The organism is Bacillus sp. SRL543 (assembly GCF_984799205.1).
Genome location: NZ_OZ481794.1, coordinates 866,170 through 880,254, shown reverse-complemented (window position 1 = coordinate 880,254; position 14,085 = coordinate 866,170). Strand labels below are relative to the sequence as shown.

Annotated in this window: 11 protein-coding genes; 6 read left to right on the top strand and 5 right to left on the bottom strand. The window is 44.9% G+C overall.

All coding sequences use genetic code 11. From position 1 onward, the window contains the following. Positions 1 to 124 precede the first annotated feature (124 nt). Complete coding sequence (locus tag AC4E8B_RS04625; protein ID WP_490217317.1) at positions 125 to 2,167, top strand: S9 family peptidase; 2,043 nt, start codon at positions 125 to 127, stop codon at positions 2,165 to 2,167. 229 nt (positions 2,168 to 2,396) lie between these two features. Here the strand turns inward: AC4E8B_RS04625 and AC4E8B_RS04620 are convergent, their stop codons facing one another. The 3 genes from AC4E8B_RS04620 to AC4E8B_RS04610 form a co-directional block, all read right to left on the bottom strand. After that, on the bottom strand, positions 2,397 to 3,695 hold the full coding sequence (locus tag AC4E8B_RS04620) for an aldehyde dehydrogenase (protein ID WP_490217316.1): 1,299 nt from the start codon (positions 3,693 to 3,695) through the stop codon (positions 2,397 to 2,399). 370 nt (positions 3,696 to 4,065) lie between these two features. After that, positions 4,066 to 4,920 carry a malate synthase gene (locus AC4E8B_RS04615; protein WP_490217315.1) on the bottom strand — a complete coding sequence of 285 codons (855 nt, stop codon included), beginning with the start codon at positions 4,918 to 4,920 and terminating at the stop codon, positions 4,066 to 4,068. A gap of 426 nt (positions 4,921 to 5,346) precedes the next feature. Next, positions 5,347 to 5,826 (bottom strand): pyridoxamine 5'-phosphate oxidase family protein, encoded by a 480-nt coding sequence (locus AC4E8B_RS04610; RefSeq protein ID WP_490217314.1) that lies wholly within the window; start codon positions 5,824 to 5,826, stop codon positions 5,347 to 5,349. A 159-nt stretch (positions 5,827 to 5,985) separates the two neighbouring features. Here AC4E8B_RS04610 and AC4E8B_RS04605 point away from each other — a divergent pair, with 159 nt between their 5' ends. The 3 genes from AC4E8B_RS04605 to AC4E8B_RS04595 all read left to right on the top strand — a co-directional run bounded on the left by AC4E8B_RS04605 (position 5,986) and on the right by AC4E8B_RS04595 (position 9,024). Beyond that, positions 5,986 to 7,683, top strand: coding sequence for a M3 family oligoendopeptidase (locus tag AC4E8B_RS04605; protein ID WP_490217312.1), 1,698 nt, complete (start codon positions 5,986 to 5,988; stop codon positions 7,681 to 7,683). A 136-nt stretch (positions 7,684 to 7,819) separates the two neighbouring features. Continuing rightward, positions 7,820 to 8,476, top strand: a complete 657-nt coding sequence (locus tag AC4E8B_RS04600; RefSeq protein WP_490217310.1) for a Type 1 glutamine amidotransferase-like domain-containing protein — start codon at positions 7,820 to 7,822, stop codon at positions 8,474 to 8,476. Positions 8,477 to 8,574: 98 nt separating this feature from the next. Beyond that, positions 8,575 to 9,024, top strand: coding sequence for a hypothetical protein (locus AC4E8B_RS04595; RefSeq protein ID WP_490217309.1), 450 nt, complete (start codon positions 8,575 to 8,577; stop codon positions 9,022 to 9,024). A gap of 65 nt (positions 9,025 to 9,089) precedes the next feature. Here the strand turns inward: AC4E8B_RS04595 and AC4E8B_RS04590 are convergent, their stop codons facing one another. Further along, positions 9,090 to 10,343, bottom strand: a complete 1,254-nt coding sequence (locus AC4E8B_RS04590) for an ATP-binding protein (protein ID WP_490217307.1) — start codon at positions 10,341 to 10,343, stop codon at positions 9,090 to 9,092. Positions 10,344 to 10,906: 563 nt separating this feature from the next. Here AC4E8B_RS04590 and AC4E8B_RS04585 point away from each other — a divergent pair. Next, a complete protein-coding gene (locus AC4E8B_RS04585; protein WP_490217305.1) occupies positions 10,907 to 11,488 on the top strand; it encodes an SMI1/KNR4 family protein in 582 nt (193 codons plus the stop codon). Positions 11,489 to 11,687: 199 nt separating this feature from the next. Here the strand turns inward: AC4E8B_RS04585 and AC4E8B_RS04580 are convergent, their stop codons facing one another. Next, positions 11,688 to 12,224: a CBO0543 family protein gene (locus AC4E8B_RS04580; RefSeq protein ID WP_490217304.1), complete on the bottom strand. Its 537-nt coding sequence runs from the start codon at positions 12,222 to 12,224 to the stop codon at positions 11,688 to 11,690. A 475-nt stretch (positions 12,225 to 12,699) separates the two neighbouring features. Here AC4E8B_RS04580 and AC4E8B_RS04575 point away from each other — a divergent pair, with 475 nt between their 5' ends. Further along, positions 12,700 to 13,608 carry an EamA family transporter gene (locus tag AC4E8B_RS04575; protein WP_490217303.1) on the top strand — a complete coding sequence of 303 codons (909 nt, stop codon included), beginning with the start codon at positions 12,700 to 12,702 and terminating at the stop codon, positions 13,606 to 13,608. Positions 13,609 to 14,085: the final 477 nt, after the last annotated feature.

Below are 14,085 nucleotides of genomic sequence, written 5' to 3'. Positions count from 1 at the left end.
TTCTGTAGCCCAGTCTAAAAAAAAGCCAAGGTACCTGTCCCCCCGGCCCAAACCGCCCCTCCCAAAAAGAGGATTTCCCCCCCACTGTCTCGAAACTGTTATCAACAACGAAAGGAGAATCCATATGAAACCACCTATTGCAAAACGCATGCCCCACCCGCACAGCCTGCATGGGGATGTACGTGAAGATGATTATTATTGGCTGAGGGACCGCACCAATCCGGAGGTCATTACCTATCTAGAGGAAGAAAACCGGTATTACGATGAAATCATGCGCCCGTTGGAGGGGCAGAGCGAGCAGCTTTATCAAAGTATGGTTGACCGTGTGCCTGATTCAGAAGTGAAGGTTCCTGTGCAGCATGGACCGTACTTCTATTATTCTTTTTTGGACAAGGACAAGCAGTATCCAATTTATGCACGCAAGAAGGCAGCGAGCCGCGAGCAACTGCCGGAAGCGACAGAGGAAATCATACTGGACCTTAACAAGTTAGCTGCTGAGGGTGATTATTTAAGTGTAACGCTGCAGCGTGTAAGTACCGATCATAACCGCCTCGCTTATTTGGAGAACCGTGATGGCACTGACCGCTATACCATCTATGTGAAGGATCTGGAGACAGGTGAACTTCTGCCGGATAAAGTTCCGGATGTCTTTATCCATGGCAGCATGGAGTTGAGCATGTGCGGTGAGTATATTTTCTACATAAAAGTTGATGAAAGTCAGCGGCCTTATCAGCTGTGGCGGCATCAGCTGGGAAGCGAAAACAGCAGTGATGAACTGCTATATGAAGAAAAAGACATAACATTCTCTTTGTATGTGTCTAAATCGCAAAGCGGAAAATATATTTTTGCTCATTCCAGGTCAAAAACGACGAGCGAGATACGCCTCTTGGATGCTGCTTCCCCGTTGACTTCTTTACAGCTGGTAGATGCGCGCCGTGAAGGGATAGAATATGATGTCGAGCATTGGGAGGATGACCTGCTTATTCTTACCAATGAGGATGCGCTGAACTTTCAGCTCCTCCGCTGCCCGGCCGATGACCTTTCTTCACGGGTGAAGGTTGTTGAGCATAGCGAAGATCGTTATCTTCAAGCTATGTACCCATATCGGGATACGCTGCTCCTTTTTGGCAGGGAGAGCGGGCTGACGCAAATTTGGATGCTGCATGATGGTGAGCTGGCTCGGATAGAATGGGATGAGCCCCTCTTTACAGTATCCATTTTACCTGGCCAAAGCTATGAAACAGCAGAGGCACTTCTTCAATTTGAGTCCCTGATTACTCCAAAAACAACTTACGGGCTGAATCTTCATACGGGCGAGAGGAATTGTTTGCAAGTAGCGCCTGTCAGCGGAGATTATGATCCGTCCCTCTTCCAGCAAGAACAGCTGTGGGCGACTGCTGAGGATGGAGTCCAAGTCCCGCTGAGCGTTGTCTATCGGAAAGGTGCGCTGGACAATGGACCTGCACCGTTGATACTGTATGCTTATGGATCATATGGAGCAAACAGCGATCCGCGTTTTGACCCGTATCGCCTGCCGCTGCTGGAAAAAGGGGTCATCTATGTCACGGCGCAAGTCCGCGGCGGATCCGAGATGGGACGGAATTGGTATGAAGACGGAAAGATGCAGAACAAGCGAAACACCTTCACCGATTTCATTGCTGCGGGGAAATATCTTGTTGAACAGGGCTACACATCCTCAAGTCAGATGGCAGCCTATGGCGGCAGTGCGGGCGGCTTGCTCGTCGGCGCAGTGGCCAATATGGCCGGTGACCTGTTCCAGGTGGCCGTGCCGGCAGTTCCATTCGTCGACGTCGTCACAACCATGCTCGATGCAACCATTCCCCTCACCACCCTGGAATGGGATGAATGGGGAAATCCTGAAAATCAAGAAGACTATTTCTATATGAAATCATACAGCCCTTACGACAATGTAGAAGCCAAGAACTATCCGCATATGTACATCACAACCGGCCTGAACGACCCGCGGGTTGCCTACTGGGAACCAGCCAAATGGGCCGCACGCCTAAGAGACTTTAAAACGGACAACAACACCCTTGTCCTCAAAACCAACATGGGTGCCGGCCACTTCGGCGCATCAGGCCGCTTCAATCACCTGAAGGAAACAGCAGCTTGTTATGCGTTTATTTTGGATAAGATTCGGCCATAGGGACAGGTCCCGTGGCTCAAAATCAAAAAGAGCCGAGGGGTCTGTCCCCTTGGCTCTTCCCTTTGCTGTCACCAAGCCACAGGGACAGACCCCCCCCCGGCTAAAACTCAAAAAAAGCCAAGAGACCTGTCCCCTTGGCTCGACCAAAGGGACAGACCCCCCAGCCCAAACTCAAAAAAAGCCAAGGGACCTGTCCCCTTGGCTCGGCCGGAGGGACAGACCCCCTGGCTCATCGTTTCAACACACTCTTAAAGTGAGTAAATGTATCAAAGCTTGCTTTTCCGTGGTAAGCTCCCATGCCGCTCGCGCCTACGCCTCCGAATGGAAGGTAGTGGGACGTCATGTGGTTGATTGTATCGTTGATGGATCCTCCACCGAAAGAGATTGTGCCCAGAATTTCTTCCTGTACCGATTCGTCATTTGAGAAAAGATAGAGAGCGAGCGGTTTTGGACGGTTCATGATCGGCTCGATAATCTCGTCCAGGTTATCATAGGTCATAACAGGCAGGATCGGTCCGAAGATTTCATCTTGCATGATGGAATCTTCCCATGAGATGTTATCAAGAATTGTCGGTTCAATGATGAGCTCTTCACGGTTATGCTGACCGCCTGTCACAATGCTTCCGTTATCGAGGAAGCCGACAAGGCGATTGAAGTGCCGCCCGCTGACAACATGTCCGAAGTTCGGGTTCTCTACGATATTCTCGCCAAAAGCCGCTGTGATGACTTCTTTAAACTTGTTCATCAGTTCATCCTTCACACTGCTGTGGACAAGAAGATAATCTGGTGCCACGCAAGTTTGGCCGGCATTGGCGAATTTACCGCGCGCAATCCGCTGTGCAGCTTCGCTGAGGTCAGCATCTTTATGAACGATTGTCGGGCTTTTTCCGCCGAGCTCAAGCGTCGTTGGCGTGAGATGTTTGGCCGCCGCTTCCGCTACGATCTTACCAACGCCTGTGCTGCCTGTGAAGAAAATATAGTCAAAGTCTTCTTTCAGAAGAGCTGTGCTTGTTTCCACTTCACCTTCCACCACGCGAAGATACTCTTCAGGGAAATTGTCATTGATCAAAGCAGACAGCAGCGCAGATGTTTTCGGCGTCAGTTCGGATGGCTTCAACACGGCTGTGTTCCCTGCAGCAATGGCGCCTACAAGTGGTGTCACGGCAAGCTGGAATGGGTAGTTCCAAGGCGCAATCACAAGTGCGGAACCAAAAGGCTCAGGCTTAATAAAGCTTCTGGCCTCCCCGTGAGAAGCGGGTGTCGGCACTTCCTTCGTGGCTGCCCATTCTTCAAGATTCTCCACCATATAGTCAATCTCACCGATGACGAGTCCAACTTCGGCTCGTTTCGCTTCAAGCTCGGATTTATTCAAGTCCTGCTTCACAGCATCAAGAATATCCTGTTCGTGCTTTAGCACAAGGGATTTTAATGTATTTAAAGTGCGGAGTCGGAATGAAACGCTTTTCGGTTCACCTGAACGGAAATAGGCGCGTTGTTTATTCAAAAGCTCTTGGTAGTTTTCCATCATGAACACTCCTTTATATTGAAAACTCTATTGGCTTTATAGCTTGGAACCAATGCATATGGGAATGATTTCTCTCATTTCCATATGACTTTGCCCAATTAATTGATGCATTATTTGTTGACTCGACATACTATAGTACAGATATTTTTTATAAGCAAGGAACGTGCCCGGGCCAGGGGGGCGGGTCCCATGGCCCAAACTTAAAAAAGAGCCGGGGGGTCTGTCCCCTTGGCTCAGCAGCCGGAGGGACAGACCCCCCGGCCCAAACAAAAAAAAGCCAAGGGACCTGTCCCCTTGGCTCAGCCGGAGGGACAGACCCCCCGGCCCAAACAAAAAAAAAGCCAAGGGACCTGTCCCCTTGGCTCCCTCACGTCTAAATGCGCATTAATGCACCATTAGGCTTGGGCAGATCTTGCTCTATTATCTGATTCATTTTACAGAAGTGTTCAAAAAATTCTTGTGCGAGCTCCCGTTCTGTTGGGTCACTTTTCAGCTCAACTATATCGCGCAGAGCTTGAGCCATCCAGGTGTTTTCAAAATATCGGTATTTCCCTGTATTCCAAGTCATTTTTTGAGGGGTTTTTTCATTAACATAATATTCCCAGAAAGGCATCTTTTCCGATTCCTCTTCTGTAAGCTGGATTCTGTATGTTGAATGAGCCGGAATATTTCCAGTTTCACAAAGCTTCCCAATAAAGTTCTCTTTCACCATGTAGACACCTAAGATGCGCCTGTCTTTTTCGGGCTTACTTGGATCCACTGCTGTCAGCAGAACAGCACTATTTTGGTGCAAGCGGCTGGGTTTGTTTGGCTTCCCCTTGTTATTGCCGCTTTTAATAACACCTGAAAAAACCTTCCACTCTGAAAAAGAACTGCTCTGTTCTTCTGTATCACACCAAAAAACCATTTGGGATTCTGGATGAAGTTTATGATTTTTCATAAGTTTTTCATATCCCAAGCGAAGTTCCTGACTTTTCCGATGGCGTTTTTTTTCTTCTTCCTTCTTCCTGTCTTCTTCCCGTTGCTCATTTTCCTTTTTTTGTATAATCACATCGAGTGATTCAGCCATCATTTTATCGTGCAGTACCAGGTGCTCTCCAAATACATCAGGAAAAACAAATTTCTTATTTTCCGATGTGAAATGTATTTCGATACTAGTATCATTATGTTTAACTATACTCCCCATGCCAAACTGCTTGTGCGTAACCTTCTTATTGATTAGATTCATTATTCTAATCCTCCTTGTATTGTAGAAAAACTCAGGTACTGTTTTTCATTAGACTAAATTCCCTTAAAGGCTGCACAATCGTTTGAGTTTCCCTTCAGTTTGAAAAGGAAATAAAATAAAAAACAGTATCAGAAATTCAATCTGCAAAACAATACAGCGGAATTCCAAATACGATCAATACATTGATAAAGCTATTATAACATTTTTTGGATAAATTACAAATTTATAATTGACAGCATATTTTATTCCGAGGTAAGATGAAGTTTTATTCCACACAAAACAGTACATAAAGAGCCACAGGGACAGGTCCCTTGGCCCAAACTCAAAAGAGCCAAGGGACCTGTCCCCCTGGCTCTCCCCCTGGCTCAAGGGACCTGCTCCCCCGCTTCAAACCACAAAAAAAGCCAAGGGACCTGACCCCCTGGCTCACCTATGCATCTCCACCGTCTCATTAACCCCAGCTTCTTCTGTATCCTGCCCTGTGATACGCTTCAGCATAAAGACTGCTTTCTTTGTAAAGCTGCCGCTTTCCCAATATTCGGCTGCTTCGGCTTTAACCTTGATCAAGACCACGCTCGGGTCATCGTAAGAAGTTTGCATGATTTTCTCATACATTTTGCTCCACAGTTCCTTTTTCTTCCCTATATCCTCGACGATTTCGGCTCTTCCGCGAACAGAGACATAGGATTTGCCTGCATATGCAACATTGACCTCTTTGTCATGTAAAATCTCATCATATTTATCCGTCTCTTTTTTGGTAAAAAACCATAAGTCCCCATCAAACTCGACTTCCTGCGTTTTCATCGGGCGTGAAACCAGCCCTTCATCTGAGACCGTAGTCAGCATGGCCGTGTCCACACCTTTAATTAACTCTCTCAGCGTTTCCATTTCTTCTTGTTTTAACATAAAAAACAGTCCTCCATTCCTTCAAAGTTTATAAATATATATTACCCTCCACACAATCTTTTAAAGCATCGGTCTGAAAAGCTAGAAATAATAGCCGAAATTCTATAATATGATTATTGAGACAATTATAATAATTCAAGGGGTAAGGGGAGCTATTTCATGACACAAGATGTAAAACGCAGCTATTATAAAGAATTAATCGATCTCCAGGATGCAGAAGGAGTTGAAACTCAGCTTCAAGCTTTACTTGAGGTTTCGATCGACTCCGTTTCTGACCTTGAAAATTGGTTGAAGAATGAAAAGGAATTAGGAATTAAAATTGATGAGGCCATGACAGGCCACCAGGTTGATTTTTATCGAGACACAGAGGATGCGGACATCAAGGCGACTTATCTTCACGATCAGCAGGTCATCCAGCCGCTGTTGATGAAATATGAAGCAAAGTTGAATGAGAAATTCTGTGACTCTCCATACGCAGCTCAATTAGATGACAAACGCTACGGCTTGATGCGCCGTGTCCGCGAGTCCAAGGTTAAACTTTTCAGGGAAGAAAATATTCCATTGATGGTAAAAGAGCAGGAGCTCTCTACGAAGTACAGCGAAATCATAGCAGGGCTGACCGTTGAATGGGATGGCGAGGAAAAGCCTTACCCATTTATCCAGTCCCAGCTCGATAATTTGGACAGAAGCGTGCGGGAAAAAGCTTATTACGCCATGCTCTCAGCACACCGCCAAATCAAGCCTGATATGGACAGCATCATGGACGAGCTTGTCCAGCTGCGCCATCAAATAGCTTTAAATGCAGGCTTTGAAAATTACCGCGATTATATGTTTGTGGTCAAAAATCGTGAGTATACGATCCAGGATTGCTATGACTTTCATGAAAATGTAGAGAAACATATCATCCCTGCCTGGAACCGCCTCGCAGAGGTATTCAAATCCAAACTCGGCGTCGATGCCTACCGCCCGTGGGATAACACCGCGAAATTAATGAAAAATCCGCCATACACTGAGGTATCTGATCTTATGGATGGCGTTTCTGAGATGCTTGGCAAGACCGATCCGTATTTTGCGGACCGTTTCGATTATATGAGAGAAAATGGGCTGCTGGATCTGGGAGACCGGAAAGGCAAAAGCCCAGGCGGTTTCTGCACTGGCTTATCTGTTTCAGGAGATACCTTTGTGTTTGCAAACTTCAGTCCATCCTTCTTCTCGCTGATTGCGCTTATTCACGAAATGGGCCATGCGGTGAATGGATACCTAGAGTTTGATGAGCACGGTCCTCTTGAAGAACACCAGCACCGCATGGAAGTGGCAGAACTTTATTCACACGGGATGGAATTGCTTTTACTCGACAAGCTCGACCGCTTCTATCCGGAAGAAGAAGACTTCAAGAGCGCACAGCGTGAAGAACTGAGACGGGCATTCACCATGCTATACGGCCCATTATCAGGCGACCTCTTCCAGCATTGGATGTATACCAATCCAAATCACACCGCCAAAGAGCGCGATGAAAAATACTTCGAAATCGCAAAAAGATATGGCCTGAACCCTGTCGACACAACAGGGCTCGAAGACGAAATGGGCATCATGTGGGCAGACACCCTGCACTACTTCCAAGTGCCTTTCTATAACATCGAATACTCCATCTCCATGCTTGGCTCTCTGCAAATACTTGAGAACTATCACAACAACCCAGAGCAAGCCGTGGAATTATTTAAAAAAGGCGCAAGTGCCGACTACAATCAATCCATCGCCGATATCTATAAAGAAACCGGCGTCAGCTTCGACTTTTCCGAATCCGCCGTTAAAAGGATGGGTGAGTTTTTGGAGAAGGTTATTCAGGATATTCACTGAGCCAGTTTGGTCTCAGGTGAGCCACGGGGTCAGGTCCCTTGGCCCAGTTTGAGCCAGGGGGACAGACCCCTCGGCCCATTCTCAAAAAGAGCCACGGGGTCTGTCCCCCTGGCTCTTTTCTGCTACGGAGGTATATATGAAAACTCACTATTATTTAGGCTGGTTTAACAATCATTTCCCAGAGAATCTAAGCAAGGTGCTGCGGGAGGATATAATTGATAGAAAAACGCTTGTTATGATCAGCTCAAATCCATCTATTTATGGAGAAACGGGCGCTGCTGAACGCTCGTGGCTTGATCAGGCGGGCATTATGTTTGATCAATATAATTTGATTAATTTTAGTGTCGCCAAGGAAGAGGCCCATACGTTAATTAAGAATGCTTCAGTTATTTTCTTATTAGGCGGAAATACCGTTGAACAAAATAGGTTCCTCGCAGAGTATAAGCTGTCGGATCCTATTAAAAAAAGCAGAGCCATTGTGATGGGTGCCAGCGCCGGTGCGATCAATATGTCTGCTAAATGGTTATGCTCGAAAAACCTTGGTTATAACGTTGAAGTCAGCACTCTGTACGATGGAATCGGCCGTGACGACTTTTCCGTCCTTTCCCATTTTGATCTCGAGCATAATCTTGCGCTCGTACAAAGTGAGCTGTCTCTCCTATCGGAAGAAATGAGTATCTATGCTTCGAACAAGGATTGCGCTGTGCGTGTTAAGGGCGACAAAATTGATATTTTAGGCACTGTTTATTTGCTTTCCCGGTCAGAGATTCGGAGATTGGATGAGACCCTTTAGTTGCCGTGGAGCCACGGGGTCAGGTCCCATGGCCCAGTCTCCAAAAGAGCCAAGGGGTCTGTCCCCATGGTTCTTACCAAGAATGTGGAGTGATTAAAATGAGGTTTTTAGGATTCATTTCATGTTTGATATTTGTTTTTGTTTTAGCCGGATGTTTTGGAGAAGACTATGATTTTTCCCCGCCAACAGTCTCCCTATTTAATCCTGATGATATTAACCAAGAAACAGCACTAGAAGAAGCGAATGTTGAGTGGGACTTCGACGAACAATACAACAAGAAAACGGAGGATGTTCAAGCATTAGCTAAAAAACAAGAAGTGATACACTTTAATTCAGGGCAAAAAGTTCAATACAGCCTTGAAGCTGGCCATTTTGATTCCGATGGAGTCAGTGTTTCGATTTGGAAAAACGACAGTGAGACAAAACTGAAATTAGAAAAAGGACAATCTTTCTACTTGCCAGAAGAAACTGGTGAATATGTGATAGTGTTTGACCTTGACACAGACAAAGGTGATGCCCAATATGTTGGAAATATTGTCGTAGAGTAATGGAGCCACGGGGTCAGGTCCCCTGGCCCACCCATAAAAAGAGCCACGGGGTCTGTCCCCCTGGCTCATCGTTCAACTCCCGGAAAATCAATAACAAATTCCGTGCCCACCCCTTCTTCGCTTTTCACTCTGATTTTCCCCTTAAAAGAATGGATGATCTGGTAGCTGACCATCATCCCGAGTCCTGTCCCTTTTTCCTTGAGAGAATAATAAGGCGATCCGAGACGCTGGACCTGTTTCAGGTTCATGCCGATTCCCTGATCCTTGACGGTGAGCCTGACGTGTCCATCGGCGGTTTGATGACATGAAAGCGACACGGCCCCGCCATTCGGCATGGACTCTACTGCATTTTTTAAGATATTGAGCAGGGATTGATTCAGCTTCTGGGGATCTGCTTTTATCCAGCAGTCATCCTGAATGTCCGTTTGAAATTCAACCTGCTGATTCACGCTGAAAGTTTGAATCAGCGCTGCTGTACGTTTTAAGTGTTCACTGACATTGACAGCTCTATTTGCACTGATGGAAGGTTTGCCGAAAGTGAGAAAGTCGTTGATGATTTCATTGGCCCGGTCTAATTCTTCAATTGAAAGCCTGATGTATTCTCTTTTGGGATAAGGGAGATCGGGTTCATCAAGGAGTTGAAGAAATCCCCTGGTCACCTGCATAGGATTGCGGATTTCATGAGCAAACACACCGGTGAGCTCACTGATCATCCTGAATTTCTCAGAGTCCTGGACCTTCTGCCTGAGCTGGTGGTTCTCACGGATTTTCTCAACTAATATGGTACAGAACCACGTAACGGCTATCGTAAAAAGCAGATGAATTCCCTGAACTTTCAACATGTTGATATGGAAGCCATTTATGCCCCCGAACACCGCCATGCCGCAGAGACAGTACAGGAACGATAATCCCGTTGCAATGAAGATCCTTCGATCCTTATTCACACGTAAAAATAATCGCTGAACCGACAAAATGACCGGGAGTGCAATGATTAACACTATAACAGTTGTCAAAAAGCCCATGCTGATCCCGAAAGACAGGCGGTACAGAATGATCAGGGCTGTCAAAAACACACCGGACCACATTCCGAGGTATAACGTTCCGAATAGGAGAGGGATAAACCGGATATCGAGCCGTGCCCCTTCGGCGTATTCCACGGGAAAGGACATGCACAATAGGATGGACAATCCCCATAAAAGAGTCATGAACATCTTGATGGACCGGTCCTCTTTTACCTTCTCCAGAATAAACGTAAAGTAACTGAAAATCGGGATAACCATGAGTGTCAATTGCAGCAGGAAATCTTTCACTATACTCATCTGGGCACCATTCGCCTTCTGTTCTATGTACCTTATATCTTAGCAAAAATTCACACATTTTGGGTGCTCTTTTTCGAGCCAGGGGGTCAGGTCCCTTGGCTCTTTTGTGCCATGGGGTCAGGTCCCTTGGCTTTTTTTGTGCCATGGGGTCAGGTCCCTTGGCTCTTTTGTGCCATGGGGTCAGGTCCCTTGGCTTTTTTTGTGCCATGGTGTCTGGTCCCTTGGCTCTTTTGTGCCACAGGGTCAGGTCCCTTGGCTTTTTTTGTGCCACGGGGTCAGGTCCCTTGGCTCTTTTGTGCCACGGGATCAGGTCCCTTGGCTTTTTTGTGCCACGGGGTCAGGTCCCTTGGCTCTTGGGTGCTTTTTTCGAGCCATGGGGTCAGGTCCCTTGGCTCTTTTGTGCCACCGGGTCAGGTCCCTTGGCTCTTAATAAACGAAATCAGACCCCTGGCTCATTTCGAGGTTCAGGCAAGATCCCCACCCCACATTCCAAGGAATATATGTTAATATCACCCTATCAAACTCGTTTCACTTACAAAAAAAATCCTTAGGAGGAAGAAAGAATGGAATTAGTCAACAGCTTCTTAAAAGGCCTGAAGGAACATCTACCACAAAAGGAATTAGACGAACTTAATAAAGCATCAGGTGCTGCCAAAGAGGACCTCAGCACACTCCAGTCACACTATCCAAACTGCCCGAAATCACTCTTAAATCTCCTCAAAAACATCGATGGCACGTACTTCAGAAAATATGGCGAGGATCAAATTGCCGTTTGTATTTTAGGATCCGATGTTGAAGACGGAACATATCCCTATTATCTGCTGTCCGCTCAGCAGATGCTCGAAAGCTCAAAAGAAGAGGTGGACACCTCCTATCTGTCTGAATACGAAGAAGAGGACGTCGATCCAAAAATCAATCCGGATGCTCTTCACCCTGGCACCTATCTCCACTTTTCAGATTGCATGAATAATGGCGGAACCTCCAGTCTTTACATTGATTTCAATCCCACTGACCAAGGTGTCTCCGGCCAGATCATCCGCTTTCTGCACGACCCGGACGAATTCAAAGTGATTGCTAACAGCTTTGATGAGTATTTGCAGGGGCTGATTGATGATGGGTTTCGGTATGTTGATGAAGAAGAGTAATCATAAGAATGAGGCAGCTTGGGGATGCAGCTGCCTTTTCATTTGCAATAGATGTCTCTTATCGAGGACGTAGAGAGCTACAGCAAAAAGAGCCAAGGGGTCTGTCCCCCTGGCTCGGAGCTAATCTACAATATTAACTCCTAATTGGAATTCGGAGACATACTTAGTTTAATGATAAACACTTGGAAACAATTCAAGGCTATATACTCGATTTCAGTCTGGCTATTATCACATACACAATCTGAGATAGAAGAATAAACCCTAAGAAGGATTTTGTATGTGTCCAGTTATGTAAAATAAACATTTCTCCTTTAACAAATAGGGGCTCAAAAACATAAGCAAACAATGCCGACCCTAGCAAAGACAGAATAATATAACTATAAAACCTTTTAGAGAGCTGGTAAATAAACATAAATAAAACAGGAATGACTGTAATATCTGCCGGAAACAATGGAGGGACCATTGGCAACAATTTGTCTGGGTATCCCCATAGGATCAATTCTCCGCCAATGACATCAAAGAGTGAAGCCGCAGTTGCCCAGATAAGTCCATAGCTTAAAAGTTCAAATGTTCTCTTTTTATCGCGAAATCTAAGCCATAAAATCCAGGGTATAATTGTGGCTGCAAGTAATACCCACCATTCCCAAGTGAATAAATCATCTTGAATCCAATGTTTAAAAGCCACTTCTTTCAATAATTCTCTAGCTTCTTTAACATCTTCATATGATGGTTTCATGCCTTTTCAACCCCTACCCTAAATCTACACTTATCTTTTCCGATATTATATGCTAATATCCATATCCTCTTGGAGCTAATGTATTTTCTTACTCACTAGCCTGTTTCTAAGTTTAGGTACCTATACTGGATACTAGTTATTAACAATTGCAAAGGTTAAAATCCCATCGGTTAGAGAGGCAACTATTACATAAGAAAAGCCGCCTGGTTTTGGCAGCTAATCATAAATTTAAGCTATAGAACTTTGAATGTAAGCCACAGGGACAGACCCCTCGGCCCGCCACCAAAAAGAGCCAAGGGACCTGTCCCCCTGGCTCGCCGTTGACAGTAGGCATTTTTACTCTTATACTTTTTAAAGAATTGAATAATAAAACCAATTTTGGACGTGGATTTTTCTAGAGCTAGCTCTATTTTCGCCACACAATTGTCAGTTGACGGTTGTGTGGCTTTTTTATGTAAAGAAAGGGGCAGAGTAAATGAAAACTTGGCAATATGCACTAATCGTTTTTTTAGGTGGATGCTGCTATGGGGTGTTGTCTACATTTGTGAAGCTTGCTTATGCAGCAAATTATTCGGTAACAGAGGTGACTGGTGCCCAATATTTATTTGGGGTATTACTTACCTGGGTGCTGGTTATGTTTCATAAAAAGCAAAAAATTACTTTAAATCAAGCTTTCAAGTTACTATTATCCGGAATTCCATTTGGCCTGACAGGTGTGTTTTATTATCAGGCGCTGCAGACACTAAATGCTTCACTAGCCATCATTTTTTTATTTCAATTTGTATGGATTGGTACGCTTTTCGAGTGGATCTTTCATAAGAAAAAGCCCACAAAAGGGAAAATCATCTCAATCGGCATTCTTATTATAGGCTCAATTCTAGCTGCGGGCTTACTTGCAAAAAATGAAGTTGCTCTATCATTGCATGGTTCTGCTTGGGGGCTGCTTTCGGCTTTAACATTTACAACTTTTATATTTCTCAGCAGTTCAGTCGGAAAAGATACTCCGCCTGTGCTGAAAAGTGCTTTCTTATCTACTGGTGGTTTAATTGTCGTACTTTTAGTATATCCACCAATGTTTCTAGTTGATTTACCTGTCTTAATGGGTGTAGCCCCGTATGGTTTATTACTCGGCTTGTTTGGTGTTGCTTTACCACCACTTTTATTTTCAATTGGAATGCCCCATATAGGACCAGGACTTGGCACGATTTTGACTGCTTCGGAGCTTCCAGTAGCTGTAACATTATCGGCACTTATATTAGCTGAATTTGTAAGTTTTTCACAATGGCTGGGAGTTGTCATCATATTAATTGGGATTGTCGCAGGCAATTTAAAACCTAAAGACAAAATAGAAGCTGTGTCTATACAAAGAAAATCCGTTTCGTGACAGGGCTAGTACCCGCAAGTAGTCTTGTTGGTACTAGCCTTTATTATTACTGATCTCCTTAAGAACTTTCATTCGTAATTGTCGCTGACATCCGAACCGAAGAAAATCACTGTAAAGCATGAATAATTGTAAGCCAGGAATCCTATATATGAATTTTCCTGGCTTAGCTGATTGCTACATTTCAGAAAAGCGATCCGAATCATTTTCAATAATGACTTCAGAGAGCGAAAGAGCCTCCTCCCCTTTTCCTGTACTATCCCTTAATATGTAAGGATGTGAATGAGTCTAGACGGCCTCAATATAGATACAGCATTTGATGATTTTGATGTTAGCGCATTCGCCTTAACTTGAGATTCGTCCAATTTTCCGCTGCAGGAAGTAATATGCTCTTAAGTGCCTTTACTGCAAAGATTTATGTTTTCTATCCTTTTACAAGTAAAAAAGCTCGAAAGATTCATAAAATCTTTCAAGCTTCAA

Excerpts from the sequence above, each read along its gene's own strand:
- AC4E8B_RS04625 (WP_490217317.1), top strand. The coding sequence starts at position 125 with ATGAAACCACCTATTGCAAAACGCATGCCCCACCCGCACAGCCTGCAT.
- AC4E8B_RS04620 (WP_490217316.1), bottom strand. The coding sequence starts at position 3,695 with ATGATGGAAAACTACCAAGAGCTTTTGAATAAACAACGCGCCTATTTC.
- AC4E8B_RS04615 (WP_490217315.1), bottom strand. The coding sequence starts at position 4,920 with ATGAATCTAATCAATAAGAAGGTTACGCACAAGCAGTTTGGCATGGGG.
- AC4E8B_RS04610 (WP_490217314.1), bottom strand. The coding sequence starts at position 5,826 with ATGTTAAAACAAGAAGAAATGGAAACGCTGAGAGAGTTAATTAAAGGT.
- AC4E8B_RS04605 (WP_490217312.1), top strand. The coding sequence starts at position 5,986 with ATGACACAAGATGTAAAACGCAGCTATTATAAAGAATTAATCGATCTC.
- AC4E8B_RS04600 (WP_490217310.1), top strand. The coding sequence starts at position 7,820 with ATGAAAACTCACTATTATTTAGGCTGGTTTAACAATCATTTCCCAGAG.
- AC4E8B_RS04595 (WP_490217309.1), top strand. The coding sequence starts at position 8,575 with ATGAGGTTTTTAGGATTCATTTCATGTTTGATATTTGTTTTTGTTTTA.
- AC4E8B_RS04590 (WP_490217307.1), bottom strand. The coding sequence starts at position 10,343 with ATGAGTATAGTGAAAGATTTCCTGCTGCAATTGACACTCATGGTTATC.
- AC4E8B_RS04585 (WP_490217305.1), top strand. The coding sequence starts at position 10,907 with ATGGAATTAGTCAACAGCTTCTTAAAAGGCCTGAAGGAACATCTACCA.
- AC4E8B_RS04580 (WP_490217304.1), bottom strand. The coding sequence starts at position 12,224 with ATGAAACCATCATATGAAGATGTTAAAGAAGCTAGAGAATTATTGAAA.
- AC4E8B_RS04575 (WP_490217303.1), top strand. The coding sequence starts at position 12,700 with ATGAAAACTTGGCAATATGCACTAATCGTTTTTTTAGGTGGATGCTGC.